This window comes from Acinetobacter sp. 197 (genome assembly GCF_048148385.1).
GTDB classification, from domain to species: Bacteria; Pseudomonadota; Gammaproteobacteria; order Pseudomonadales; family Moraxellaceae; genus Acinetobacter; species Acinetobacter pecorum.
This window is the reverse complement of the sequence record NZ_JAYWZK010000004.1, coordinates 174,839-197,631: the sequence shown is the minus strand read 5'-3', so window position 1 is coordinate 197,631 and position 22,793 is coordinate 174,839. Positions and strand designations below refer to the sequence as shown.

Genomic DNA, 22,793 nt, shown 5'->3' with positions numbered 1-22,793 from the left:
TTTGCTGTAGACAACATTGGGTTAGAGGGTGGTTGCTGTGGGCTGAGGGACTGGTGGCGCCATTTTTTTGCTAAAACGGTAACGGTTTTCAATTAATGCATCGGAAGCCAGCAGGAAAAATAACAGCAGACCCTGGAAGATACCGGTAATCGCGACCGGAATCTGGAGCTGCATTTGTGCCATTTCACCGCCCAGATAAATCAGCGCCATAAAACAGCCTGACAGCACAATACCGATGGGGTTCAAACGCCCGAGATAGGCCACGATAATCGCTGCATAGCCATAACCTGGGGACAGGTTCGGATTCAGCTGACCAATAGGTCCAGCCACTTCACAGAGTCCGGCAATACCTGCCATCATTCCGGAAATCACCAGACTCATCCAAATGGCTTTGGAGGAAGAAAAACCTGCGTATTTTGCAGCTAAAGGTGCCTGACCGCTGACTTCCAGTTTATAGGCCGTCAGACTTTTACGCATAAAGACCCAAAACAGGAAAACTGCAAAAAGAGTGATAAAGATAGAGGCATTAATGCGTGTGCCTTCTACAATGAATGGCAGCGTCGCACTCTCACTAAAAACGACTGATTGTGGAAAATTCATCCCTTCAGGATCACGCCAGGGACCATTGACCAGGTATAGCAACACACATACTGCAACATAATTCATCATCAGGGTGGTCAGGGTTTCTTCAGCATTAAAATGGGTTTTCAGTAAGGCAGGAATTGCACCCCAGAGTGCCCCACCAAGTGCGCCCATGACGATCATTAACGGGAGAATCCACCAGCCGATTTGATCATGAAATAAAATCGCAATACCACCGCCAAAAATTGCCCCGATGGTAAGCTGACCTTCAGCACCGATATTGAATAATTTGGCGCGGAATCCGACCGCCAGTCCCAAGGCAATCAGAATCAGAGGCCCGGCTTTCACTGCCAGCTCACTCCAGCCATAAGATGATGTCAGCGGTTCAATAAAGAAAATGTACATGGCTTGCGCGGGATTAATCCCCAACATTAAAAACAGAATACTGCCGACAATCAGCATGGCCAGCAGCGCAATGAGCGGTGAAAGCCACTTCATGATGTGAGATGGATGTTCACGCGGTTCCAGTAAATGCATGTCGCTTTCCTCTCAATTTATAGATTTATTATTGACTGTATTAAGCATGAGCCTGCTGCTCCTCTACTATGATCGCAGTGTCATGGCTTGGAATACCTGACATCAAGACTCCAACATTCTCAGTATTGGTTCCATGAGTAGGTATGGCTGGAGATAGTTCACCATTGGCCAATACGCAGAGACGATCACTGATTTCAAACAGCTCTTCGAGTTCTTCTGAAATCACCAAAATGGCAACACCTTGTCGAGAGAGATCAATCAGGGTTTGCCGGATAAACATGGACGCGCCGACATCTACGCCCCAGGTCGGTTGGGCCACAATCAGGAATTTCGGGTTTTGCAGAATTTCCCGGCCGACAATAAATTTTTGTAGATTTCCACCGGACAAGGAACGTGCTTCTGCCTCTGGGCCACTGGCTTTCACCCCGAATTTTTCAATACAGTGCTGGGCAAAAAGCTTACATTGTGCAAACTTGATTAATCCCCATTGCGTCAGATTCTGCCGAAATGCAGTCAGCAAGGCATTCTGGGACAGCGTCATGTTCGGGACTGCACCGCGTCCAAGACGTTCTTCAGGTACAAAGCCCAGACCCAAGTCACGCCGTTGTCCAGGACTGAATCGGGAAATATCGATTTGATCCAGAACCATCCTGCCATGTTTCAGGCTATTTTCACCCGACAATAAAGACAGCAATTCTGCTTGCCCATTGCCGGAAATCCCAGCGATTCCTACAATTTCACCGGCACAAATATTTAAATTGATATTTTTCAGCGACACGCCAAATGGATCATCGGACTGGTAATTGAGATTCTCGACCTGAAACAGCACCTGTTTTTCACCTGTATATTCAGGGCGTACATAGGTCGGTAAATCACGGCCAATCATTAAGCGCGCTAAATCACTGGTGCTGTTGTCTTTGGGATTAATATTTCCGGTCACACGGCCATTGCGCAAGATGGTCGCTTCATCACAGAGTTCTTTAATCTCATGTAATTTATGACTGATATATAAAATTGAAACGCCTTGGGAGGCCAATAAACGCAAGGTCTTAAACAGTTGCCGTACCGCTTGTGGTGTCAGTACCGAGGTGGGTTCGTCTAAAATGATTAAAGCCGGGTTTTGTAAAAGGCAACGAATAATTTCGACACGTTGCCGCTCACCTACCGATAAAGAATGTACTTCGCGGCGTGGATCAATCGGTAAACCATATTGTTCTGAGACTGCAATAATTTTTTGACTTAGAGCTTTTAAAGGAATCTTTTCATCCAGTCCCAGCGAAATATTCTCCACCACGGTCAAGGTTTCAAACAAAGAAAAATGCTGATAGACCATGCCAATCCCGAGCTTTCTTGCCATCGACGGATTATCAATATGAACTTCTTTACCATTCCAGAGGATCTGTCCCTGATTGGCCTTGGTTGCCCCATAAATGATTTTCATCAGAGTACTTTTGCCAGCACCATTTTCACCCAAAATGGCATGAATTTGCCCAGGTTGAACGGTTAAATGTATCTGGTCATTCGCTTTCAATGAATTGTAACTTTTACAGATATTGATGAGCTGTAAACGCGGTACACCTGAAGAAGAACGTGCGTTCAACTCTTGCGCATGAGCAGATCTATCGTGTTGAGAGGTCATCATCAGTGCCCTATTCAATGCTGTGACAGTGCGGCATCCATCTGAAGCGTGCAGGCATTCAGATGGATGCGGGAAAGTACATCAAAGTATTTAAAGTTTTTTGAATTGCAAAATGACAAAGCTTTATTTCGGTAATGAACCCTCTACGCCCTTCACGTAGTAATTCATTTTGCTTAGTGCCGCATCATCTAGGCGCTTGCCCTTTGCCAAGACCAATGTGCCATCCTGTTTATGAATCGGGCCGGTAAATGGATGCAATGTGCCTTTTAAAATACCGTCACGTACGCTGAGTGCTTTTGCTTTAGAGGCTGCAGATACTGAAGGACCAAAGCTTTCAATATTTACTGCTTTTTGTTTTACGCCATACCACATTGCACTGGGTTTCCAGGTTTTATTGCTGACTTGCGTCATTACCGGAGTGTAGATTTTTTCCCAATGTAAAACCGAGGCAGCAAGATGCGCTTTAGGGCCAAATTTACTCATGTCAGAGTCCCAGCCAAAAGCAAAGACACCTTTTTGTTCAGCCGCCTGTACCACTGCCGGAGAATCGGTATTTTGCATCAGTACATCCGCGCCTTGAGCAATCAAGGCCAAGGCTGCGTCACGTTCTTTGCCCGGGTTAAACCATGAATTCACCCAAATGACTTTGGTTTTAATTTTTGGATTTACACTTTGTGCACCGAGGGTATAGGCATTGATATTACGGATAACTTCAGGAATCGGAAAAGACGCAACTACGCCCAATACATTATTTTTGGTTTTTTGACCGGCGACCACACCCAGCATATAAGCACCTTCATAGGTGCGTACGTCATATACCCCTAAATTTTTGCCCTGCTTATAACCGGTTGCATGCATAAATACGGTATTTGGAAATTGCCTGGATACTTTCTCCATTGCATTCATATAACCAAATGAAGTCGCAAAAATAACTTTATTGCCTTGCTGCGCCAGGTTACGGATCACCCGTTCGGCATCTGCTGTTTCAGGGACATTTTCGATATAAGAGGTTTTATATTTTCCTGCGAGGGTTTTTTCAGCCTTAATCCGGCCTTGATCATGAGAATAGGTCCAGCCATGGTCACTGGTTGGGCCAATATAAACAAATGCGGCTTTATCTTGGGCCTGAACATTCGCGACAGCGGCCATGCTCATTACACCGCTTGCCATTAACACCCCTACCAATTTTTTCAATCCGGTTTTCAAATTATTTTTTTCTTTCATTCTATTCTGCTCTTGGTTGTTTTGTGTCATGCAACACATGCTTTAAAAATGACTTCACTCAAATGCGCTCAGTCTGTTCAATATATAATTAGCAATAAGCATTCCAGTTTTTATCAAAAATAATAAAAATAGGCTTTTAAAATAAAATGTTTTTGTTTTTATTGTTTAATTAAAATGTGATGATATTAAATTTACAAAAGCTTATTTTATAATTGATAGCAAATTTAATTTATAAAATGGATTTATTTTCTATTTTTGTTTATTAGTGGTGCGATAAAATAAAATGCCTTAAATTTGCGCATTTCTTTTTTAATCCAAGCTTCATATTTTTCATGAGCAAATATAAATGTAATGATAGAATCATGTATTGAGACTCATTGAGGGAATGGAATTGTTTTTGATATAAATCATTAATATTTAAATAGATTAATAGTTTTTTTTGATAGTTGGATCTAGCTTGTAATGCGCCGGAAGGATGATGTTCTACAGATATTGTTCTTTTCTCTCCTTATTGAAGGAGGTGGGAACTCGCTAATCGGAGCTTGCCTGGATTTATTTAATTTCCAAATTTTGACAATATTAATCAATTTTAATTAAAGAATAAGGAGGTATAAATAATATTTTTATCATTTAAAGAAATATAAATAAAAACCACTATATTAAAATATAGGGTTTTTATTCAAAATTTAATCCATATTTTTAAATTTTAAGATATATTAGACAACATAACGTTTACTTAATCCCCACTCAGCTAAGATGCGACGGTAGGTCGTTGAAGAACGATCTGCTTCAAAATGCGCTTCCATGGAAATATCGAGCGGTAATTCTTCAGGTTTCTGGCTTTCCACCATGTCCTGATCTTCGGCAAAAATTTGTGCATTGAAGTCATATACCGCTTGTAGATCTCCTGTGGTATCGAAGTTGCGTGTCAGTGGCACAAATAAACGGGTTTTATTGTGTGAGACCGGGCAACAGGCATTGAGAATTTTTAATTGTCCCTGTTCTGGGAAATGTACGGTAAGTACTGCAGAAAACGGCGGATAGACATCAAATACACGTTTCCATAAAAAGCCTTCCGGTGCCAGATCTTGCATACCATGTGGATAGTTGCTGACACTGCTGACATATTCGGTATGCAGGCCGTAATCTGTACGTTCTGTCGTGTATTTGGGTACAACCTGATTTTCAGGATCCGCGAAAGAACCCTGATGAACCCAGGCAAAATGTGCAACATCAATAAAGCCTTCCAGTTGACGTCCACTCGAACCGGCAATATCCACAAACCGCGGTAAAATTGCCTGATGATCTGGCACCTCCCAGGTATCTAAAACAGGAAAATTGGCTTTTGCTTCGTCACGGCTAAAAATACTGGTCCAGATCAAGCCATATTTTTCCACTACAGGAAATTTAGTCAGAGAAAAGCGCTCAGAAATGTTGGTCAGCTCAGGTTGTGCAGGAATTTTGATACATTTTCCCTGGCCATTGTAGTGTAGACCATGATATGGACAGACCAAGTTTTCACCCGAAACCCAGCCTTTGGTTAAGGGTACACCCCGATGTGGACAGAGATCACGGACCAGATGAATATCGCCACTTTCTGTTTTGTACAATGCCAGTTTGACATCAAGCAGGGTTACTTGTTGCGGTTGGATAGAAACGTCCTGAATCCGTGCAACCGGATACCAGTGACGAGCCAGAATTTCCCAGTCCTGATCATCAAACTGGCTATAGCAGGGTTTGTTGAATAAATTGATGACTGGAATGGCGTTCATATCAAACCTATATTCTTACTGTAGATGGTCTCTTTTTACAGGCCTTGAACATTGCAGAACTGTGCAATTTTGGCTTTGCTTATGATTGAAATTACTTAATTTATTGTCATTCTGTCTATTAGAATGATTCGTACTATTCATTCTTAAAATTAGAACACATCAACCCTGTACAAATGTATTTGCCGATTAAAGCTGCCTTCTTTGGCATAAAACTCGCATAAACACGTTTATCTCAAATATTGATATGAATAAACGGTGGTTCTTCGCTTGACTAAATTAATGAATACGCCTTTTTCCCGATTTTCAGAATATTTTATCGCGGTGGCGAAAACGGGAAGTTTACGCAAGGCCGCAGATCAATTATTCATTTCCGTGTCTGCAGTACATCGGCAAATTGCTTTGGCTGAAGAAGAACTGGGAATTGTGTTATTTGAGCGTTTGCCCAATGGTTTAAAACTGACACTGGCGGGCGAATTGCTCTATGCCGATGTTATAAAATGGCAAAAAGAATTCCAGCAAACCCGGATTCGCTTTGATGAAATTCAGGGGCTTACACGTGGAACCATCGAATTTGGTTTAATTTCTGCCTTAAATGATGGTTTTGTCATGCAGTCCGTGCAATATATGTATGAACATTATCCCTGGATTAATTTTAATATCCGGGTCGCAGACAGTGAAATCATAGCCAAAAAAGTGATTGAGGCAGAACTGGATTTTGGCCTGATCCTGAATCCAAAGTCCCATCAACATATTGAAGTCCTTCATTTTCTGGAACTGCCTTTAGGTTTTGTGATGGGTAAATCACATCCTCTTGCTCAAGCAGAAAAGATCTGTTTTTCCGATACCTTGAATGACAACCATTTTATTCCGGCCGAACCCCTGATTATTCATGATTATGTACAGGCACTGTATAAACATCATCAATTTATACCTGCACGTAAAACGGAATCGAATGATATCCGTCTGATGAATACTCTCATTAAGGCGAATTCCGGGATTGGAATTTTTAGTTATCTCGATGTTTTACCCTATGTCGAGCGAGATGAAGTGGTCTTTAAACCTGTCACTGAAAAAGGGCTGCATCCGCTGACCATTGCCCTCTGTGTGGCGCCTAAACGCCAGATTTCACGCGTTTCCCAGTTGATGATCAAACATATTATTGAACAAATGGAAGCCTTAAAAAGCAAGGTGCAGCAACTGTAGTATTTTCATACTTAAATAAAAAAACCGCGATGACTAAAATCGCGGCTTTTATTTAATATTAATGCTGAAATTAACTGTTTTTAATCCAATGGATTACCCACAATATTGCTAATAATGCCTTTCATAATATGTGGGCCTTGCTCTTTCCGTAGGTCTGCATACCAGTCTTGGGTAATTTGTTCATCTTTCATATGCGTGACATCACAACGCTTACGTGCACGTAGCAGCAATTCATTGGCGCGTTCATTGCGTTTATTCTGATAGCGTTTCAGGGCATCTTCCAGACCTAGCGTATTAATTTGTAAGGCACGTGCCAGATAGACCGCATCTTCCATTGCCTGGCAACCTCCCTGCCCGATATCCGGTGTGGTGCTATGTGCCGCATCCCCTAAGATTACCACACGGCCCTTATAAAACTGGGTAAAAGGCTCAATATCATGGATTTCGACGCGATTGGTTTTCTGTTCATCAATACTGTCAATCAGGCATTGAACCTGTGGGCACCAGCCAGAGAAATACTGCTTTAATAAGGTTTTATATTCCGAACGCTGATTTTCCAGACCTGCGGGTAACGGCACATCAAAGAAGAAATAAAAGCGATGCTCTGCCACAGGCATCAGTGAAGCACGTTTGCCTTCACCGACAAAAGTGGTCCACTGCTGTGCAGGCGCTAAATCTTCAGAGATCTCAACCAGTCCGTTCCAGTTCACATAACCGGCATAACGACGCTCAACCTGTTTGCCCAAGACATACTGACGCGTTATGGAATGGGTACCATCTGCGCCAATCAATAATGCTGCAGAAGCAGTGCTGCCATCCTGAAAACCGATTTCGACGTGTTGCCCCTTATCCTCAATAGACACCATTTTTTTACCGAGCTGAATATCCTGCCGGCCAAACGCATCCATTAACATATTTTGTAATTCAGCACGCGATACCGGATATGGACGTTGGCCGACTTCTTCAATTAACGGCGCCAAACTAAACTGCGTCATGACCTCACCATTCAAACCATCGATATAGGCTAAGTCATTCATCTGGCCACCTAACTTTGCCACCTGCTCAGTTAGACCTAAATAATTCAAACACTTCACCCCGTTTGACCACAAGGAAATTGCAGCACCGACAGGTAAAATCTGTTCTGCCTGCTCATAGATTGTGACCCGATGTCCGAACTTTTTTAGTGCAATTCCTGTGGTTAATCCGCCCATGCCTGCCCCAATAATTGCAATTTCCATCTATTTCTCCTGGCTATTTCACCTTCATTGCCAGCTAAAATGCTAAAAACGTGCCATCCTTGAAAAAAATGCACTAAAAAAATTGCGAAAGTTGGCATACGCTGTGCTTTTAAATTCCTTCAATGTCCTGTTTTTATAAATACAGAATCAAATCTGAGTTTATAAAAGTGCATATTCATGTGACGTATAACAATGATGATGGAAATTTAAGATGGCGACCTTATTAGCTCCAATTTTTGATCTGCCTGCTCCAGTACAGCAGTTAACTAACCTTGCAGATGCGCGAATTGGCGCAGAAATTCTTGAATGTTCAGATGAGTTTTTTGCTGAAGCGAAACGCATGTTGCAGTTTGAGGCACCGGTCTTTATCGAAGACAAGTTTGATGAGCATGGCAAATGGATGGATGGCTGGGAAACCCGTCGCAAGCGCCACGCGGGCTATGATTGGGCCATCATTAAACTTGCTGTTACAGGTCAAATCCAGGCACTGGATATTGATACGACTTTTTTTAGCGGCAATTATCCGGCCTCTGCTGCTGTGCAAGCATGTTATGCGCCAGATGGAAATCTTGATCAGGCAGAATGGATCAGCATTCTGGAAAATAATGTCCTGGGACCCAGTCAACATCATATTTTTCAGATTTCAGCAAAGCAGATATTTACCCATGTCCGTTTGAATATTTATCCTGACGGTGGGATTGCACGTTTTAAGGTCTATGGCCAGGTAAAAATCGATCTGCAAGATCGTGATCAAGTGCTAGATGTCTTGGCACTCGAACATGGTGGCCGTGTCATTGCTTATAGCGATGCGCATTTTGGACATCCACGCAACCTGATTAATCCGGGGCGTGGCATTAATATGGGCGATGGCTGGGAAACCAAACGGCGTCGTGCCCCAGGTTTTGACTGGTGCATTTTGGCTTTAGGATCGAGTGCCCGAATCGAGAAAATTGAAATTGATACCGCCCATTTTAAAGGTAACTTCCCTGCCGAGGTTTCTATTCAAGCCATCTATGTTGAGGATGCAACCGATGAGCAACTCATTCCACAAAGCATGTTCTGGCCTTTTTTGTTAGAAGCCCAGTCCATGCAAATGGATCATATTCATCATTACATCAATAAAATTTTACAGCACGAAAAAATTTCCCATATTCGTGTCAACATGATTCCGGACGGTGGCATCAGTCGGATTCGACTCTGGGGTAAATTGGCTTGAAGGATGAATGATATGTCTATGCAAAGTATAAAAATACAGTCTTTAAGCACTGAAAGTTTTCTGCCTTTTGGAGAAGTCATTGCCTGTCAGGGTAATCATTATTTTCATATCAATGAGCAGCAGACTGAGCGTTATCATGCTTTGGCTGAAGTAGAAAGTGATACCAAGGTCGGAATGAGTATTTTTAGAAATATACAAGCCACGACAATTCCTTTTCATATCTCAATGCTGGAAAGGCATCCTTTAGGATCACAGGCTTTTATTCCAATGCATGGCCAGCAATTTTTAATCGTTGTAGCGCCTGAACTTGATCATACACAGCCCGATATTAGTCAGATTCAGGCATTTATCAGTGATGGTTCGCAAGGCGTGAATTATCGTGCCGGAACCTGGCATCATCCTTTATTGACGCTTGAAGCCCCCAGTGAGTTTGTGGTAGTGGATCGTATAGGTAGCGGATCAAACTGTGATGTTCATCCTTTTTCTGAAAGCATCCAGATCGTATTTTAAGCTTATTAAAAAAGCCCTTATTATCAGGGCTTTTAACTTATTTCTTCATCACTTTGCCTAGAAGTGATATTTCACCAAAGCACTGACATTATTTTCATCAGCATTCGGGATTCCGAATTTATTGTTCCAGACAGAATGTTCAATCCCCAGATACAGGTTAGTTTCTGGCGAAATGTGTTTGCCAACATTCCATTTCCATTGTGTCGTCCAGTTCATTTCGCTTTTATGATCTTCTTCTGCTGTTGACTAATCCAGGAAGCCATCCACCAGGAATTCTTCAGTACCCAGCTTGAATGGCACGGCATAGGTGAGTGTCAACTGGTAATCATCATCAATACTCTCATTATTAGCTCGATAAAGATGAATGCCAGCATAACGGAAATATGGAATATCCAGATCGAAACCTACCCCATACAGGAAGTTATCAAAACCCTCGCCACCTTCCCAGGTTGTTGCAATCAATACGTCTTTAACCGGACCAAAGGCAAGCTTCTGGCCTGATATTTCACCCAAACTTAATCGTGGTGAAAACTCAAAATAACTGGATTTAACATCATCTGCACCACGCATGCGGTCAATGAAGAAAAATACATCTGCATATTTTACTTTTGCCACATACTCAAAGGTGGCAGTCGCCTGTTTTTCATCGACCACCTCATAGTTTTCCCCATAAAGTCCGGTGACACTGAAGTCTTGCCAGACCGGTTTTGCCTGTGCGGATGCCGCACCTAATACAAGTAATGTTGCAGCCGTAAGTTGAGTGAATTTCATAAATAAGGGTCCCCAGTGGAATGAAAAAATCACGTTTTGAATTAAGCAAGAACAAAGCCAACTTTTTTAATTTTTGATAAAAAAATAGCCCATTTTCCGGGCTGCTTACAATCTGGTTTAAACTTTCTAATGTGGAAGCTTTGCCACAACTTTGGCTGTTGCCGTACTTTTATTTTTAAATAAGTTTAGATGATTGAATAACAGGTTGAGTAAAATGGCCATTAAGCAGGTTGAACTGATCCCCGAATGAAATAAGGTTTGCACCCATTTTGGAAAGTTGGCATAAAAGGAATGATCAATAATTGGAATCATGCCTGCTGCAATGGCCGTCGCGACAATGATAAGATTTTTTTGCTCGTTATAATCAATTTTAGCCAAGGTACGAATTCCGCTCGCAGCAACGGTTCCAAAAAGCACCAGACCCGCACCGCCCAGTACAGGTACAGGAATTGCGGCAATCAAACGCCCCATAATTGGCAGTAAACCCAGCACGACTAAAATCATGCCGCCCGCAGCGACCACAAATCGGCTTTTAATTCCGGTAATAGCTACTAAACCCACATTTTGCGCAAAAGCACTTTGCATGAAGGAACCAAAAACCGGTGCCACCGCACTCGATAACATATCGGCACGCAAGCCATTCGAGATACGATCCGCATCCACTTGGGTACCTACAATCTCACCCACTGCAATGATATCTGCTGTGGTTTCGGTCATAATCACGAGAGTAACGATGAGCATGGAAATAATGGCAGTGACCTCAAAAGTCGGTAGTCCAAAGGCGAAGAAGCTGGGCACCTGGATCCATGTTCCATTCGCAACTTTAGAGAAATCACCAAAACCGAATAAATAAGCCAGTACTGAACCTAAAACAATTGCCAGTAAAATAGACAAGCGACGAATAGCAGCATGTCGGCTTAAATTCAGGCAAATCACTAAAGCCAATGTCATCAGTGCCAGACCAATATTTTCAACACTTCCCCATTCTGATGACTTGGGATTGCCGCCCATCATCCAGCGGACTGCTACAGGTAATAAAGACAAACCAATGATAGTAATGACGCAGCCGGTCACTACAGGAGGAAAGAAACGGATAATTTTGGAAAAATAAGGTGCCAGAAAAAAACCGATCAATGAGGCGACAATGACTGCACCGTAGACGGCTTGCAAACCACCGCCTGTAGTCACAATCGCCACCATCGTCGCAACCCCGGCAAAAGAAACTCCCTGCACCAAAGGTAATTTCGCGCCAATATATTTCACCCCAACGGTTTGCAAAATTGTGGCTAAACCACCGACAAATAGCGCCGCCGCAATCAATAATCCAATTTGATAGGCTTCTAGGCCGGCTGCCGTTCCCACGATTAAAGGCGGTGCGATAATTCCGCCATACATGGTCAGTACGTGTTGCAAACCATAAGCTGCACTTTTTCCCGCACCTAAATATTCATGTTCAGGTGATATTGTTTTACTTTGTTCTGTCATTTTTCTCACCTCAAAGTCAAAATATAAAATCAGCTTCCGCGATATGTGGAGTACGCGAATGGGCTGATCAGTAAAGGAATATGAAAATGCTGGGATGCATCTTTTATATAAAAATGAATGACTGCTTTAGGAAAAAAAGTTTCTAATCCCAAACCTTCAAAATAGGCAGATGTAAAAAACTCAAGACTATAGATACCTGTGTTTAAATCGACCATGCCAAAATCACTGACGCGGCCGTCTGTATTGGTTTTTGCTTCCCTGATCAGGCGACCGTCTTCTGAAAATAGTCGAACGACCACGTCTGTTGCAGGTTTTCCCAGATGCGTATCCAGAATATGTGTGCTAATCATGCATGAAGCTCCTGAGCCAGTCGTGACAAGGCAATTTCTGCCAGTTGTTGATGCACAATACATTTCTCAATCTCTGGATCATTCAGCAAGCGAGATGTCAGGGCGTGAAGAACGTCTTCACTGCTCAATCCAGCGGCTTTGATCAGAAAGATAAACCCATATTTTTTTTCATAGGCAAGATTGCCTTTAAGCAGTGCAAGCCGGGTATCATCATCTGCGGCAATGCCGGATTGTTCATGATGGGAAAAGTCTTTTTCTATTTCACTTAATTCAGCCTGTGCCTGTTTTTCACCTATACGGGGATGATTATCCAGTGCAGTTTTAATTTCATCCCAACTCCAGGTCGCCGTTTGTTGTTGCGCTGCACTCAAAACCTCCTCAAGCGATGCATAAGGACGCTTTGCGACAAGCTCGCTCGACCAGCTGGGTATTTGCACACAGTGCTTTAAAAAGATCATCGCATCTTCTGCTGATGCTTGATTAAATTCAAAGAGTTGCACTATTCAATCGCCTGATTATCTGGAATGATTATTTAAGGCAAGTTTTGCAATAATAGTGCCAAAGCTGAGTTTTCATGATTTTCATAAAGTACATGACTCAAAAAAGAGCATTTAAACTGATATTTCCAAACATATTTTATGATTATGGCGCATGATGGTTATACCAGTGCTCGGCAATATCCCCACGGCGGCAAATCCAGACCTTGTCATGATTTTGAATGTAGTCCAGAAACCTTTGTAGTGCTTTAAAACGTCCCGGCCGTCCTAAAATACGGCAGTGCATGCCAATCGACAGCATTTTTGGCGCAGTTTCACCTTCGGCATAGAGCACATCAAAAGCATCTTTGAGATATTGATAAAACTGTTTCCCGCTATTAAAACCGCCAGGTGAACTGAATTTCATGTCATTGCTATCCAGGCTATAAGGAATAATCAAATGCGGACGTGTTTCCCCTGCCTGATTGGTCAAGGTGCTCCAAAATGGCAAGTCATCTCCATAGTAATCACCGTCATATTTGATGTGAGGAAATTCAGCCAGAAGTTGACGGGTGTTTGGACTGTCCCGACCGGTATACCACCCAATAGGCGCTTCACCAAACAGGCTTTCCAGAACACTGATCGCCTGATCCATATACTGACGTTCAAGTTCAAGCGGCATGTCCTGATAATGTAGCCAGCGCTGCCCATGTGAAACCACATCATAATGAGCTGATTTAATCGCCTCGACCACATAAGGATTACGTATTAAGGCCATACCGACTCCAAAGATAGTTATCGGCAAACCACGTTTCTGGAACTCCTGATGAATCCGCCAGAAGCCTGCACGTGAACCATATTCGTACATCGAATCCATCGACATATGTTTGTCTGGAAAGCTGGCAGCACCGATGATTTCAGATAAAAACTGTTCTGACCCCGTATCACCATGTTCAATGTGGTTTTCACCACCTTCTTCATAATTCAGCACAAACTGTACCGCGACACGCGCGCCGTTTGGCCATTGCACTTTTGGTGGTTCGCCATGATAACCAATCAGGTCACGCGAATAAGGTGCACTGCGAATGCTCTCGATAAGTTCTTGTCCGCGTAAGTAGCTAGTCGTCACATCAATTCCTTGTGGATTCTGAGTAAATGATCAATGGTCTATACGCGTGATAAGCAATTTATGCGCCAAAGTAGAGCATTGAAACTGAGAGCACGCTTTTTAAAAAAATATTTTCAGCGAGATTTAAGCTTAGAAATATCCCACCTCAATATTTGCGTGGTTGAATATAAAAAAACTGGAAAGATGTTTATTTGTTTTCAATCGCCGGTCAGTGTTCTGATTTACGCAATCCTGTGTCCTGTTAATTGAAATTTCATAGAACACATTGCTGTTTTATAGTCCAGCTAAAGGTCACGAAACAGAATCCACCATGAATACAAATATCGCCACTTTTAGTCCCGACTTACCAGTCCATATGACATTCGAGGAACATGACTGGCATCTCTTGGCTCAGCACTGGTATCCGATTGCTCTTGCGCGTGATATTACAGACCAGCCAACAAGTAGCATGCTGCTTGATATGCCGCTGGTGATTTATAAAATGAACGATGAACTGGTGGTGGCGAAAGATGCATGTCCGCATCGCGGTGTACCTTTAAGCTTGGGGAAAAATGACGGCCAGGGCGTGGTGTGTCGTTATCACGGTTTACGCTTTGGCAGTGAAGGTAAATGCAACCGTATTCCTGCCCATCCTCAGCATAAAATATCGGAGCGCTTCCATCTAAAAACTTATGCTGCGGTAGAAAAATATGGTCTGATCTGGTGTTCGTTAAGTGCCACAAAAGATGCAGAACCTCATATTCCTCATATGCCTTTTTGGGATGATGCTGAGTATCAGCAACTGGTCTGTCCTCAGATAGACATTCAATGTTTTGCAGGAAGACAGCTCGAAGGTTTTATTGATGTGGCACATTTTGCCTGGGTGCATCCAGATACTTTTGGCGATCCGGACGATGTAGAAGTTCCTGAGTATAGTACGACAGAAACAGAGGTCGGTTTTAACGCAGATTACATCAGCAGTGTAGGACGTTATCCGATCGGAATCGAGCAGCGTGGCCAAGAAGATTTTAAATGGTTACGTCATTTCGAAGTCAGCCTACCCTTTACTGCAACCCTTACGATTCATTTTCCGAATAATGCCAAGCAGGTCATCATGAATGCGGCTTCACCGATGACTGCACGTTCAACACGACTTTTTGCACCTATTTGCCGCAATTATGATAAAGATTTACCGGTTGAAGATGCCTATGCATTTAATATGAAAATCTTTGAAGAAGATCGTGTCATTGTGGAAAACCAGAAACCTGAATATTTACCTTTGGACTTATCTTTAGAAGCGCATTTTCCGGCAGATCGGAGTTCAAGCATGTATCGGAAATTGTTACGCAAACAGGGATTTAGTCCATTATTTGCAATGTAGAAATTTAAGTACAAGAGCAGCGACTTGAGACAGATTTTTCAATATGTCTCTTTTTCCGCTATAACCCTCCACAGTACTTTTCCAGGATGGGCCTGTGTCATAAGTGCCTTATCTGACTTTAGCGGATTGAATTGTTTCCGAGCATAATATGTGTTCCGAACTAAAAAAACTATGAGCGTTGCTTGCTGAACAGACAGTAACTGAGTTTCCAACCACTCCTTGTTAAGTGAGCCAGTAATTGCTGTATTAATATAGCCACGTTCACTTCACTCTTATGAGCTAGACCAATTTCACCAACTTCCCCATCATTTTTGGATTAAGTCGTTCCGATTCGTATGTATAAAAAGATATTGCAAAAAAATGAGGATATTTTTCCTCCCTCATCAGGGCTTTGGTTTACTCGCTAAGAATGCAGATTTAAAAGAAAAGTATTGCTTTAATTACATCTTATAGTATGTAGAGTAATATAAATTATAAAATAAAAACCAAGAAACTCAAGTCGTGATTTTTTAAATATAAAAAATTAATTTAATAATAATTATAATGATAAGACATTTGTTTATTTTAAAATTAATATTATTTATTAATTAAAGTGTTGAATAAAAATTCCGATTTATTTTTAGATACGAATGTTTTGTAGGCCATCATCTTTTTTTAAAAATAAATAAATGTGAGTGCATTGGAAATAATTTTTTATATAAAATCGAGATCTATATTTAATTAAATTATTGATAATAATAAAAAATTATTTTTTAATATTTTAATAAATATTTATTTAAGATTAAAGCTATTGATTTAAATGAATAAAATTAATAAATTTTTTTTAAATAAATTTTTAAATTCAATAGGGAATCAATAAATATTATTTAATAAGAAATATTACAAAATTATGTTTTATTAAACATTAAAATTATTGAGTATAAATATTATTACCTTATATTAATTAAAGGCAATCTAATATTTTTAGATATTGCTTTCTATCTGTATTTATTAAATCTATGAATATCAGTATAAAAATACTGGTTCTAATATTTTTTTGGAGAACTTTTGATGAGCAATTCAAATCTTTCACCACTATTACGCAGAAGCATGGGTTTTGATCGTTTCAATGATTTATTCGACTATGCCCTGCAAACAGTTACGCCTAATTATCCCTATTATAATGTTGAAAAGGTAGGAGAAAATGATTATCGCATTTCTGTTGCTACGGCAGGATTCAATGAAGATCAGCTTCAAATTAATGTAGAAAATCAATTATTGGTTATAACTGGGAATGTTGAAGAAGAAAGCTCAGAATCTACGGTTGAATTTTTACATAAAGGAATCTCTAAGCGGTCATTCAAACTATCGCTGCGTTTAGATGATAATATGGAAGTACAACAGGCCAATTATGAAAATGGTTTACTAACCATAGACTTGAAACGCAACATTGATGAAGAAAATATGTCACGTCAAATTCCAATTGGGCGTAAGTCTAATGAACAGAAGATGTTAGATGACTCTAAAGCAGACTCTAACTCGGAATCTCAATCACAGTCTAAAGCGGAATAACTTAAAATTTTCGGTTCCTGGTGTAGCTTAGGACTCATCTGTCAGGAAAAGCATAACTCTCTAATTCTTTATTTTAATTCTTTTTATGTTCAAGAATTAGAGAGTTAAATCTTCCCTACCTCTGATTTTTTATAATTATTTATTGTTATTGTGAGACTGATTAGATCACTTTTTAACAAGATAATCACCCCTAAATTTCATAAATCCGATCACTGACTTATAAGAAAGTGTGATTAATATCACTCAATTGATCACAACAACAAATCGTTCAATTTGGCTGTCAATTCTTAAACTCTGGCTTTCACTGGTCTGGACTTCATGGCACATTGATTTATTCAGATTTACGGTGTCCGCACGTAACGCTGTTTTGAGCAGGCTCGGCCGGGCTTTATGCTAGCTGTTTATTGCCAATTTTTTTACTCATAATTTATTTAAGCTAAAAAAAAGCAGGTGCCTAAAAGAATTGGCGACCTGCTACTCTAGGGGAACTATATCAACACGACATCTCACTTCATTCTTAATATAAAAGTCCAAGCTTAAAAATCGCTTAATTTCGCGAAAAAAATGTAAAAACCAGGTATAAAAATTCTATAAGGCCTTGGATTTTTTAAGAGAGTTTTAAGCTTAGAAATTTATGCTTTACTTTATCTCTGATTGACCGAATCTGTTCTATGTCCTCCTACCGATCACCTTATAAAGGCACCTCGGGAATCCTGCGTATTTTGAATGCAGCACGTTATTCCCTGGCTGGTTTTAAAACAGCCTTTCAAAATGAGGCCGCCTTCCGGCAAATCCTGCTCATCAACCTTATTTTGATTCCATTAAGCTTTTGGATTTCGGTTAGTCCAGCTGAGCAAGCACTCATGGTGGCTGTTTGTCTATTGGCACTGATCATTGAACTGATTAACTCAGCCATAGAAGCTGTGGTAGACCGTATTTCCATGGAACGGCATGAGCTGTCTAAAAATGCCAAGGACATGGGCAGTGCTGCCCAGTTTGTAGCACTCAGTCTAATTACAGTGACTTGGGGCATCATTTTGGCTGGTCATTCGATTTGACCACTGCACCCGCTACTGCCTGAAATGGACCATTAAAAATGATCACTGACCGTTCCCGGTTCTTATTGACCCAAACCTTACTTTTGATATTCAGTTTTTTGGTTCTTTTGAACTTCTTTGATATTGGAGGAGTGCTTGATTTACAGCTTATCTATCCCTTTATCGATGATCAGGGGCACTTCCCCCTTCGACAACACTGGGCATTGGCAGAACTTAATCACCGTTATGTTAAAGACATGCTAATTCTGGTATATATCCTATTATTTCTGGGCTGGCAGGTATCACTAAAATGGCAGAACTGGCATACACGCCGCTGGGAATTTGGCTATTTCTTTAGCATGGTGGCAGTGACCACAGCCTCGATCGGAATTTTAAAATCCCAGTCGGCCCATGCCTGTCCCTGGAATATGGTTATTCCCACTTATGATGGTATTTTATGGGATTTTAGTGCTACTGCTGGCCACTGTTTTCCTGGGGGGCATGCCTCTAGCGGTTTTGCCTTGGTGGCTGGCTATTTTGTTTATCGTATGTCTAATCCCAAGCGGGCTTATTTCTTTCTGATCGCTGCAGTAATTTTAGGATTAGCCATGGGCTGGGCACAAATGATGCGTGGAGCGCATTTCCTGAGTCATAACCTTTGGACTGGCTGGATTATCTGGTGCCTGAATGTTATCGGCTATGTGCTGTTTAGCCACAAATTAGACATAGAAGAAACTGTTCTTTAGCATGTTAAATCAAACAGCCTCAACGCCAAAATAATCCGAAGCCTATCTCATTAGGCTTCGGCTAAAGGAAACTTGACCTGTACACAAAGGCCACCCAGATTGAGACTTCGGGAAAATTCGAGCGTTCCACCTAGGCGTTCGGTGGCTTTATCTACAATAGACAAACCCAAACCACTGCCAATTTCTGCATGATTATGTATCCGGTAGAAGCGTTGCCGAATCTGATTGAATTGAGTCGTATCAATCCCGGTTCCGCTATCTTCGATCTGTAAAACTGCCTGCTGGCCTTGCTGGAAAATCGATATGTTAATTACGCCATCCTTCGGACTATATTTAATCGCATTATCGATCAGGTTATAAATAATTGAATGCAAGGCCGAAGCCTGGCCCTGAATCAACAGTTCCTGCTGCTGCTCCACCCCTAAATCTATCTCTTTCTGCAATGCCAGTTGAATCAGTTCTTCGATACAAGTGACAGTCATCTGATTCAGTGACAGCAATTGAACCGGCTCACTTAAACCTTCGCTTACATCCTGTTTGGCCAGACTTAATAACTGGTTAACCAGATGCTGCATGCGCAAAATGCCTTGGCTCAAGTTATGGATAGACTTACTTTGCGGAAATTGCTGTAGCAAAATTTGTAGCTGTAAATTCAAGGCCGTGAGTGGCGTACGTAACTCATGTGCAGAGTCCGCCACAAATTGACGTTGTTCCTGTTGGGCCAGAGAAATTCGACCGAACAGGTGATTCATTTCCTGAATGGTCGGTTCCAGCTCCAGGGGATAATCTTTCATTGCAATCGGCTTTAAATCTTGTGCCTTGCGGCTGGCCAATTCAGTTCTAAAATCATTAAGAGGCTGAAAATTTTTCCGGATCATCCAGCCTAAACCGAATAATGCAAAAGGTAAAAAAAGCACATAGGGAAGAAACATATTGGCTGCCAGTTCCAGCGCCAGTTCCTGCCGGACATTTTGCTGCTGGCTCACCTGAATCTGTAGTTGTTTACCAGGAATAATATAAGTTAACCAAGTTCCATACGGCGTTTGATGCTTGTAGAAACCTGCTTTCCTGACCGGTGCAACCAGAACATTGTGCGGATGCAAGGAAGTGGCTGTATCTGTATAGGACCAGATATCTACAAATAAATCTTCTTCACCGTACTGTTTTGCCAGATCGATTTGACTCTGCAGGGGCTGCGGATGATTTTCTGCAATGCGCTCTGCCAGACTTTGCATCTGTTTATCCAGTACTTCATTAATTTCTTCGAGTGCAATCCGGTATGCTGCAAAGATCAGCACACAGCCTAATACCAGGCTAAATAATGAAATATAAATAACCAGACGTTTTTGCAAGGAATAACGTTTTTGCATGGCGCTCATCCTAAGCGATACCCTAGCCCACGTATGGTGCGGATGAAGTCTTTTCCTAGCTTTGCCCGCAGATGATGAATATAGACCTCTACCGTATTACTGCTGACATCACTATCAAAATCATAAAGCTTGTCTTCTAAATCGTTTTTAGAAAAAATTTTGCTAGGATGCATGAGGAGTGCAGTGAGAATAGACCATTCTCGATTAGACAACTCGATCGGTTCACCATTAAAGCATGCGATGTGCTGTTCCAGGTCCAGCTCCAGCCCACTGTGTGCTAACTTCTTATCGATATGTGTGCCAGTATTTTTGAAGCCGGCACGTCGCATTAAGGCATGAATACGGGCCAGCAGTTCCTCAAACTCATAGGGTTTAATCAAGTAATCATCTGCTCCCTGATTCAGCCCATCTACCCGGTTTTGTAATTGATCCCGAGCGGAGATAATCAGTACCGGTAAATTAGGAAACTTCTGCCGGATATTCTTTAGCACCAGCATGCCATCCATCATCGGCAAGCCTAAATCGAGCAGGACAATATCGTAGACCTGCTGCTGTAACTGTTTTAAACCCTCAATCCCATTATTGACCCAGTACACCTCAAACTGATGCAGTTTAAGCAATGTTTCAGTCGACTCGGCAATCATAAAGTCATCTTCAATAATCAGTATTTTATGCATTTCAAGCTCTGTTTTTTAATGATGATGAGCATTGTGCAAGCATATCATTTTTAGCTTCAATCACTTGCGTTTTTATATCCAGCATACTTAATAAGCTGGGGAAAAGATGGTCGTGACTGCGTGCCTGTCCGGTCTGTGTTTTTAAACAGCTTAGCTGCCGGGCATTGTACTGTTGCCAGGTATCGGAAAACCACATCAGCATTGGGATATGGGTTTGCTGAGTGGGCGCCATGCTATAAGGAGCACCATGCAGGTATAAACCATGCTCTCCGGTGGATTCTCCATGATCAGACAGGTACCAGAAACCGGTCTGATATTGAGTCTGCTGCTTTAAAGTTTCAATGATCTGGGCAAGAACATGGTCTGTATATACAATCGAATTATCATAGCTATTCTTTAATTCTTCTGTACTACAGCCCTGAATAGCATTGGTATTACAGGTCGGTTGAAATGGCTGATATGGCGCTTTGGAACGCTTGTAATATGCGGGGCCATGACTACCCATCTGATGCAGTACAATTAATTGTGGGGTCGGGTTGTTTTTATCCAGATGTGCCAGATAATCTTTCAGGCTATCCACTAGGATTTCATCAAAACATTCACCACCGGCATCACACCACTTCTGTTTCAGTTGTGCCGGAATCTGGTATTTTTGTACCCGGTCACAGGCACCTTTACAGCCCGAATTATTATCAATCCAGGTCACCTGATAACCGGCCCGCTGCGCAATATCCAGCAGACCTTCTCGGTGGCTGGCTAGCTGTTCATCATAGGTTTTACGTGACATGCCCGAAAACATACAAGGGACTGAAACGGCTGTTGCAGTTCCACAGGAGCTGACCTGATTGAAATTAATTACCGATAACTTGCTCAGTTCAGGATTGGTATTGCGCGCATAGCCATTTAAAGCGAAACTCTCAGCACGTGCAGTTTCTCCCACAACTAGCACCATCAATTTAGGATGATCCTGCATTTGGGCCTGCTGTAACAGATGTGCATCTTCGCCGAAAACCACCAAAGGCAAATTTGCTTTAGGTGCTTTCTTTTTATAATAAGACAAAGTAGACGCAATGCTGTTTTGTGGCGAAAGCATGCCTTTCAGATCGCGATGTTCTCGGAAGATCGCTGCATAATCGACATAAAAACAGTATAACAATCCCAGAATCAAGCCAGCTGAGAGCACACTGCTCAGGCTCTTATGTACTAGCTGATGTCCAAGCGATGCAGGCTTAATTTTCAGCATCCACACAACGCAGAGGGGAAAAATCACAAACACCAATGTCCAGATGACTAATCGCATTGACCAGAGATCTCGAACTTCACGGGCATCGGTTTGCAGCATATTCTGGATCTGGTCAGGCGTGATAACGACCCCTAGACTATTGACAAAATAAGCACTAAAACCACCTAAAATAATCAGGACACTGGCCAGTATTTTGGCATTCCATTTCCAGTTCAGCCACTGTAATATCAGATTGTAAAACGCAATAATGATCAGTGCCGTGGCAGCCAGTAACAGACCTGCTTTTAGATTGGTATAAGGCGTAAATTCATGGATTTTCTGATAGAAAGCAAAGTTTAGGATCAATCCCAACCAAATAGCCAGCAACACGTTAAAACCTAAAAGACTGATCGACTTTTTCGGTTGTTGACTAAAAAAAGAAGAATGGGAAAATAGCTTCAGCATAATCCATGGCTCAAAGACTTTAAGATGTTTCAGCTTATAATTTGAATCTTAAAAATGGCTTAAAGAGATGTATATTCACAATATATTTTTTGATTTCAATCGTTTAATAGTCTGTCGCTATTAATCAACCTGTTTTAGATGCTTCAGGTATAAAAAGAGCATCCAATTATTTTTGGATGTCTTTTCAAACTATCCTATATACACGTAAGGATTACAAGTCAAACCTTGATAAG

19 protein-coding genes and 1 pseudogene are annotated in these 22,793 nt (G+C 41.6%); 7 read left to right on the top strand and 13 right to left on the bottom strand.

Going from position 1 to position 22,793, the window contains the following annotated elements; genetic code table 11:
- Positions 1 to 21 precede the first annotated feature (21 nt).
- The 4 genes from VXQ11_RS06065 to VXQ11_RS06050 all read right to left on the bottom strand — a co-directional run bounded on the left by VXQ11_RS06065 (position 22) and on the right by VXQ11_RS06050 (position 5,754).
- Positions 22 to 1,119 carry an ABC transporter permease gene (locus tag VXQ11_RS06065; protein ID WP_416705656.1) on the bottom strand — a complete coding sequence of 366 codons (1,098 nt, stop codon included), beginning with the start codon at positions 1,117 to 1,119 and terminating at the stop codon, positions 22 to 24.
- A gap of 40 nt (positions 1,120 to 1,159) precedes the next feature.
- The gene (locus tag VXQ11_RS06060) at positions 1,160 to 2,761 is read right to left on the bottom strand and encodes an ABC transporter ATP-binding protein (protein WP_416705655.1); all 1,602 of its coding nucleotides are present in this window, start codon (positions 2,759 to 2,761) and stop codon (positions 1,160 to 1,162) included.
- A gap of 120 nt (positions 2,762 to 2,881) precedes the next feature.
- Positions 2,882 to 3,982 carry a BMP family ABC transporter substrate-binding protein gene (locus VXQ11_RS06055; protein WP_416705654.1) on the bottom strand — a complete coding sequence of 367 codons (1,101 nt, stop codon included), beginning with the start codon at positions 3,980 to 3,982 and terminating at the stop codon, positions 2,882 to 2,884.
- A gap of 716 nt (positions 3,983 to 4,698) precedes the next feature.
- Positions 4,699 to 5,754 carry an aromatic ring-hydroxylating oxygenase subunit alpha gene (locus VXQ11_RS06050; RefSeq protein WP_191731368.1) on the bottom strand — a complete coding sequence of 352 codons (1,056 nt, stop codon included), beginning with the start codon at positions 5,752 to 5,754 and terminating at the stop codon, positions 4,699 to 4,701.
- 279 nt (positions 5,755 to 6,033) lie between these two features.
- On the opposite strand from VXQ11_RS06050, the gene VXQ11_RS06045 reads away from it, so the two are divergent.
- The gene (locus VXQ11_RS06045) at positions 6,034 to 6,957 is read left to right on the top strand and encodes a LysR family transcriptional regulator (protein ID WP_416705681.1); all 924 of its coding nucleotides are present in this window, start codon (positions 6,034 to 6,036) and stop codon (positions 6,955 to 6,957) included.
- A gap of 80 nt (positions 6,958 to 7,037) precedes the next feature.
- On the opposite strand, the gene hpxO is transcribed toward VXQ11_RS06045, so the two are convergent.
- Positions 7,038 to 8,195 (bottom strand): FAD-dependent urate hydroxylase HpxO, encoded by a 1,158-nt coding sequence (gene hpxO / locus VXQ11_RS06040; RefSeq protein WP_416705653.1) that lies wholly within the window; start codon positions 8,193 to 8,195, stop codon positions 7,038 to 7,040.
- Between the two features lie 211 nt (positions 8,196 to 8,406).
- On the opposite strand from hpxO, the gene alc reads away from it, so the two are divergent.
- Both alc and VXQ11_RS06030 read left to right on the top strand, forming a co-directional pair.
- Positions 8,407 to 9,411 carry an allantoicase gene (alc, locus tag VXQ11_RS06035; protein WP_416705652.1) on the top strand — a complete coding sequence of 335 codons (1,005 nt, stop codon included), beginning with the start codon at positions 8,407 to 8,409 and terminating at the stop codon, positions 9,409 to 9,411.
- Positions 9,412 to 9,423: 12 nt separating this feature from the next.
- A complete protein-coding gene (locus tag VXQ11_RS06030; RefSeq protein ID WP_416705651.1) occupies positions 9,424 to 9,921 on the top strand; it encodes an ureidoglycolate lyase in 498 nt (165 codons plus the stop codon).
- Between the two features lie 57 nt (positions 9,922 to 9,978).
- Here VXQ11_RS06030 and VXQ11_RS06025 read toward each other — a convergent pair.
- From VXQ11_RS06025 to puuE, 5 genes and pseudogenes are all read right to left on the bottom strand, one after another.
- Positions 9,979 to 10,692: pseudogene (locus tag VXQ11_RS06025) on the bottom strand (outer membrane protein OmpK).
- A 126-nt stretch (positions 10,693 to 10,818) separates the two neighbouring features.
- A complete protein-coding gene (locus tag VXQ11_RS06020; RefSeq protein WP_416705650.1) occupies positions 10,819 to 12,177 on the bottom strand; it encodes a nucleobase:cation symporter-2 family protein in 1,359 nt (452 codons plus the stop codon).
- 29 nt (positions 12,178 to 12,206) lie between these two features.
- Positions 12,207 to 12,527, bottom strand: a complete 321-nt coding sequence (gene uraH, locus VXQ11_RS06015) for a hydroxyisourate hydrolase (RefSeq protein ID WP_064101530.1) — start codon at positions 12,525 to 12,527, stop codon at positions 12,207 to 12,209.
- Complete coding sequence (gene uraD / locus VXQ11_RS06010) at positions 12,524 to 13,027, bottom strand: 2-oxo-4-hydroxy-4-carboxy-5-ureidoimidazoline decarboxylase (RefSeq protein WP_416705649.1); 504 nt, start codon at positions 13,025 to 13,027, stop codon at positions 12,524 to 12,526. Before uraD ends, uraH begins: the two co-directional genes overlap by 4 nt.
- A 142-nt stretch (positions 13,028 to 13,169) precedes the next feature.
- On the bottom strand, positions 13,170 to 14,132 hold the full coding sequence (gene puuE, locus VXQ11_RS06005; protein ID WP_416705648.1) for an allantoinase PuuE: 963 nt from the start codon (positions 14,130 to 14,132) through the stop codon (positions 13,170 to 13,172).
- A 310-nt stretch (positions 14,133 to 14,442) separates the two neighbouring features.
- On the opposite strand from puuE, the gene VXQ11_RS06000 reads away from it, so the two are divergent.
- The 4 genes from VXQ11_RS06000 to VXQ11_RS05985 all read left to right on the top strand — a co-directional run bounded on the left by VXQ11_RS06000 (position 14,443) and on the right by VXQ11_RS05985 (position 18,826).
- Entirely contained in the window at positions 14,443 to 15,492 is a 1,050-nt protein-coding gene (locus tag VXQ11_RS06000; protein ID WP_416680135.1) for a Rieske 2Fe-2S domain-containing protein, read from the top strand.
- Positions 15,493 to 16,542: 1,050 nt separating this feature from the next.
- A complete protein-coding gene (locus tag VXQ11_RS05995) occupies positions 16,543 to 17,043 on the top strand; it encodes an Hsp20 family protein (RefSeq protein ID WP_064101534.1) in 501 nt (166 codons plus the stop codon).
- Between the two features lie 671 nt (positions 17,044 to 17,714).
- Entirely contained in the window at positions 17,715 to 18,101 is a 387-nt protein-coding gene (locus VXQ11_RS05990; RefSeq protein ID WP_064096803.1) for a diacylglycerol kinase, read from the top strand.
- Positions 18,102 to 18,139: 38 nt separating this feature from the next.
- Entirely contained in the window at positions 18,140 to 18,826 is a 687-nt protein-coding gene (locus tag VXQ11_RS05985; protein WP_416705647.1) for a phosphatase PAP2 family protein, read from the top strand.
- Positions 18,827 to 18,876: 50 nt separating this feature from the next.
- Here the strand turns inward: VXQ11_RS05985 and VXQ11_RS05980 are convergent, their stop codons facing one another.
- From VXQ11_RS05980 to VXQ11_RS05970, 3 genes are read right to left on the bottom strand one after another with little or no spacing between them, the layout of a single operon-like run.
- A complete protein-coding gene (locus VXQ11_RS05980) occupies positions 18,877 to 20,196 on the bottom strand; it encodes an ATP-binding protein (RefSeq protein WP_191730715.1) in 1,320 nt (439 codons plus the stop codon).
- A 5-nt stretch (positions 20,197 to 20,201) separates the two neighbouring features.
- Positions 20,202 to 20,873, bottom strand: coding sequence for a response regulator transcription factor (locus VXQ11_RS05975; protein WP_416705646.1), 672 nt, complete (start codon positions 20,871 to 20,873; stop codon positions 20,202 to 20,204).
- A 1-nt stretch (position 20,874) separates the two neighbouring features.
- Positions 20,875 to 22,560 carry a phosphoethanolamine transferase gene (locus tag VXQ11_RS05970; RefSeq protein ID WP_064096800.1) on the bottom strand — a complete coding sequence of 562 codons (1,686 nt, stop codon included), beginning with the start codon at positions 22,558 to 22,560 and terminating at the stop codon, positions 20,875 to 20,877.
- Positions 22,561 to 22,793 lie beyond the last annotated feature (233 nt).

Coding starts and splice junctions, on each gene's coding strand:
- VXQ11_RS06065 (WP_416705656.1), bottom strand. CDS start 1,119: ATGCATTTACTGGAACCGCGTGAACATCCATCTCACATCATGAAGTGG.
- VXQ11_RS06060 (WP_416705655.1), bottom strand. CDS start 2,761: ATGATGACCTCTCAACACGATAGATCTGCTCATGCGCAAGAGTTGAAC.
- VXQ11_RS06055 (WP_416705654.1), bottom strand. CDS start 3,982: ATGAAAGAAAAAAATAATTTGAAAACCGGATTGAAAAAATTGGTAGGG.
- VXQ11_RS06050 (WP_191731368.1), bottom strand. CDS start 5,754: ATGAACGCCATTCCAGTCATCAATTTATTCAACAAACCCTGCTATAGC.
- VXQ11_RS06045 (WP_416705681.1), top strand. CDS start 6,034: ATGAATACGCCTTTTTCCCGATTTTCAGAATATTTTATCGCGGTGGCG.
- hpxO (WP_416705653.1), bottom strand. CDS start 8,195: ATGGAAATTGCAATTATTGGGGCAGGCATGGGCGGATTAACCACAGGA.
- alc (WP_416705652.1), top strand. CDS start 8,407: ATGGCGACCTTATTAGCTCCAATTTTTGATCTGCCTGCTCCAGTACAG.
- VXQ11_RS06030 (WP_416705651.1), top strand. CDS start 9,424: ATGTCTATGCAAAGTATAAAAATACAGTCTTTAAGCACTGAAAGTTTT.
- VXQ11_RS06020 (WP_416705650.1), bottom strand. CDS start 12,177: ATGACAGAACAAAGTAAAACAATATCACCTGAACATGAATATTTAGGT.
- uraH (WP_064101530.1), bottom strand. CDS start 12,527: ATGATTAGCACACATATTCTGGATACGCATCTGGGAAAACCTGCAACA.
- VXQ11_RS06000 (WP_416680135.1), top strand. CDS start 14,443: ATGAATACAAATATCGCCACTTTTAGTCCCGACTTACCAGTCCATATG.
- VXQ11_RS05995 (WP_064101534.1), top strand. CDS start 16,543: ATGAGCAATTCAAATCTTTCACCACTATTACGCAGAAGCATGGGTTTT.
- VXQ11_RS05990 (WP_064096803.1), top strand. CDS start 17,715: ATGTCCTCCTACCGATCACCTTATAAAGGCACCTCGGGAATCCTGCGT.
- VXQ11_RS05985 (WP_416705647.1), top strand. CDS start 18,140: ATGATCACTGACCGTTCCCGGTTCTTATTGACCCAAACCTTACTTTTG.
- VXQ11_RS05980 (WP_191730715.1), bottom strand. CDS start 20,196: ATGCAAAAACGTTATTCCTTGCAAAAACGTCTGGTTATTTATATTTCA.
- VXQ11_RS05975 (WP_416705646.1), bottom strand. CDS start 20,873: ATGCATAAAATACTGATTATTGAAGATGACTTTATGATTGCCGAGTCG.
- VXQ11_RS05970 (WP_064096800.1), bottom strand. CDS start 22,560: ATGCTGAAGCTATTTTCCCATTCTTCTTTTTTTAGTCAACAACCGAAA.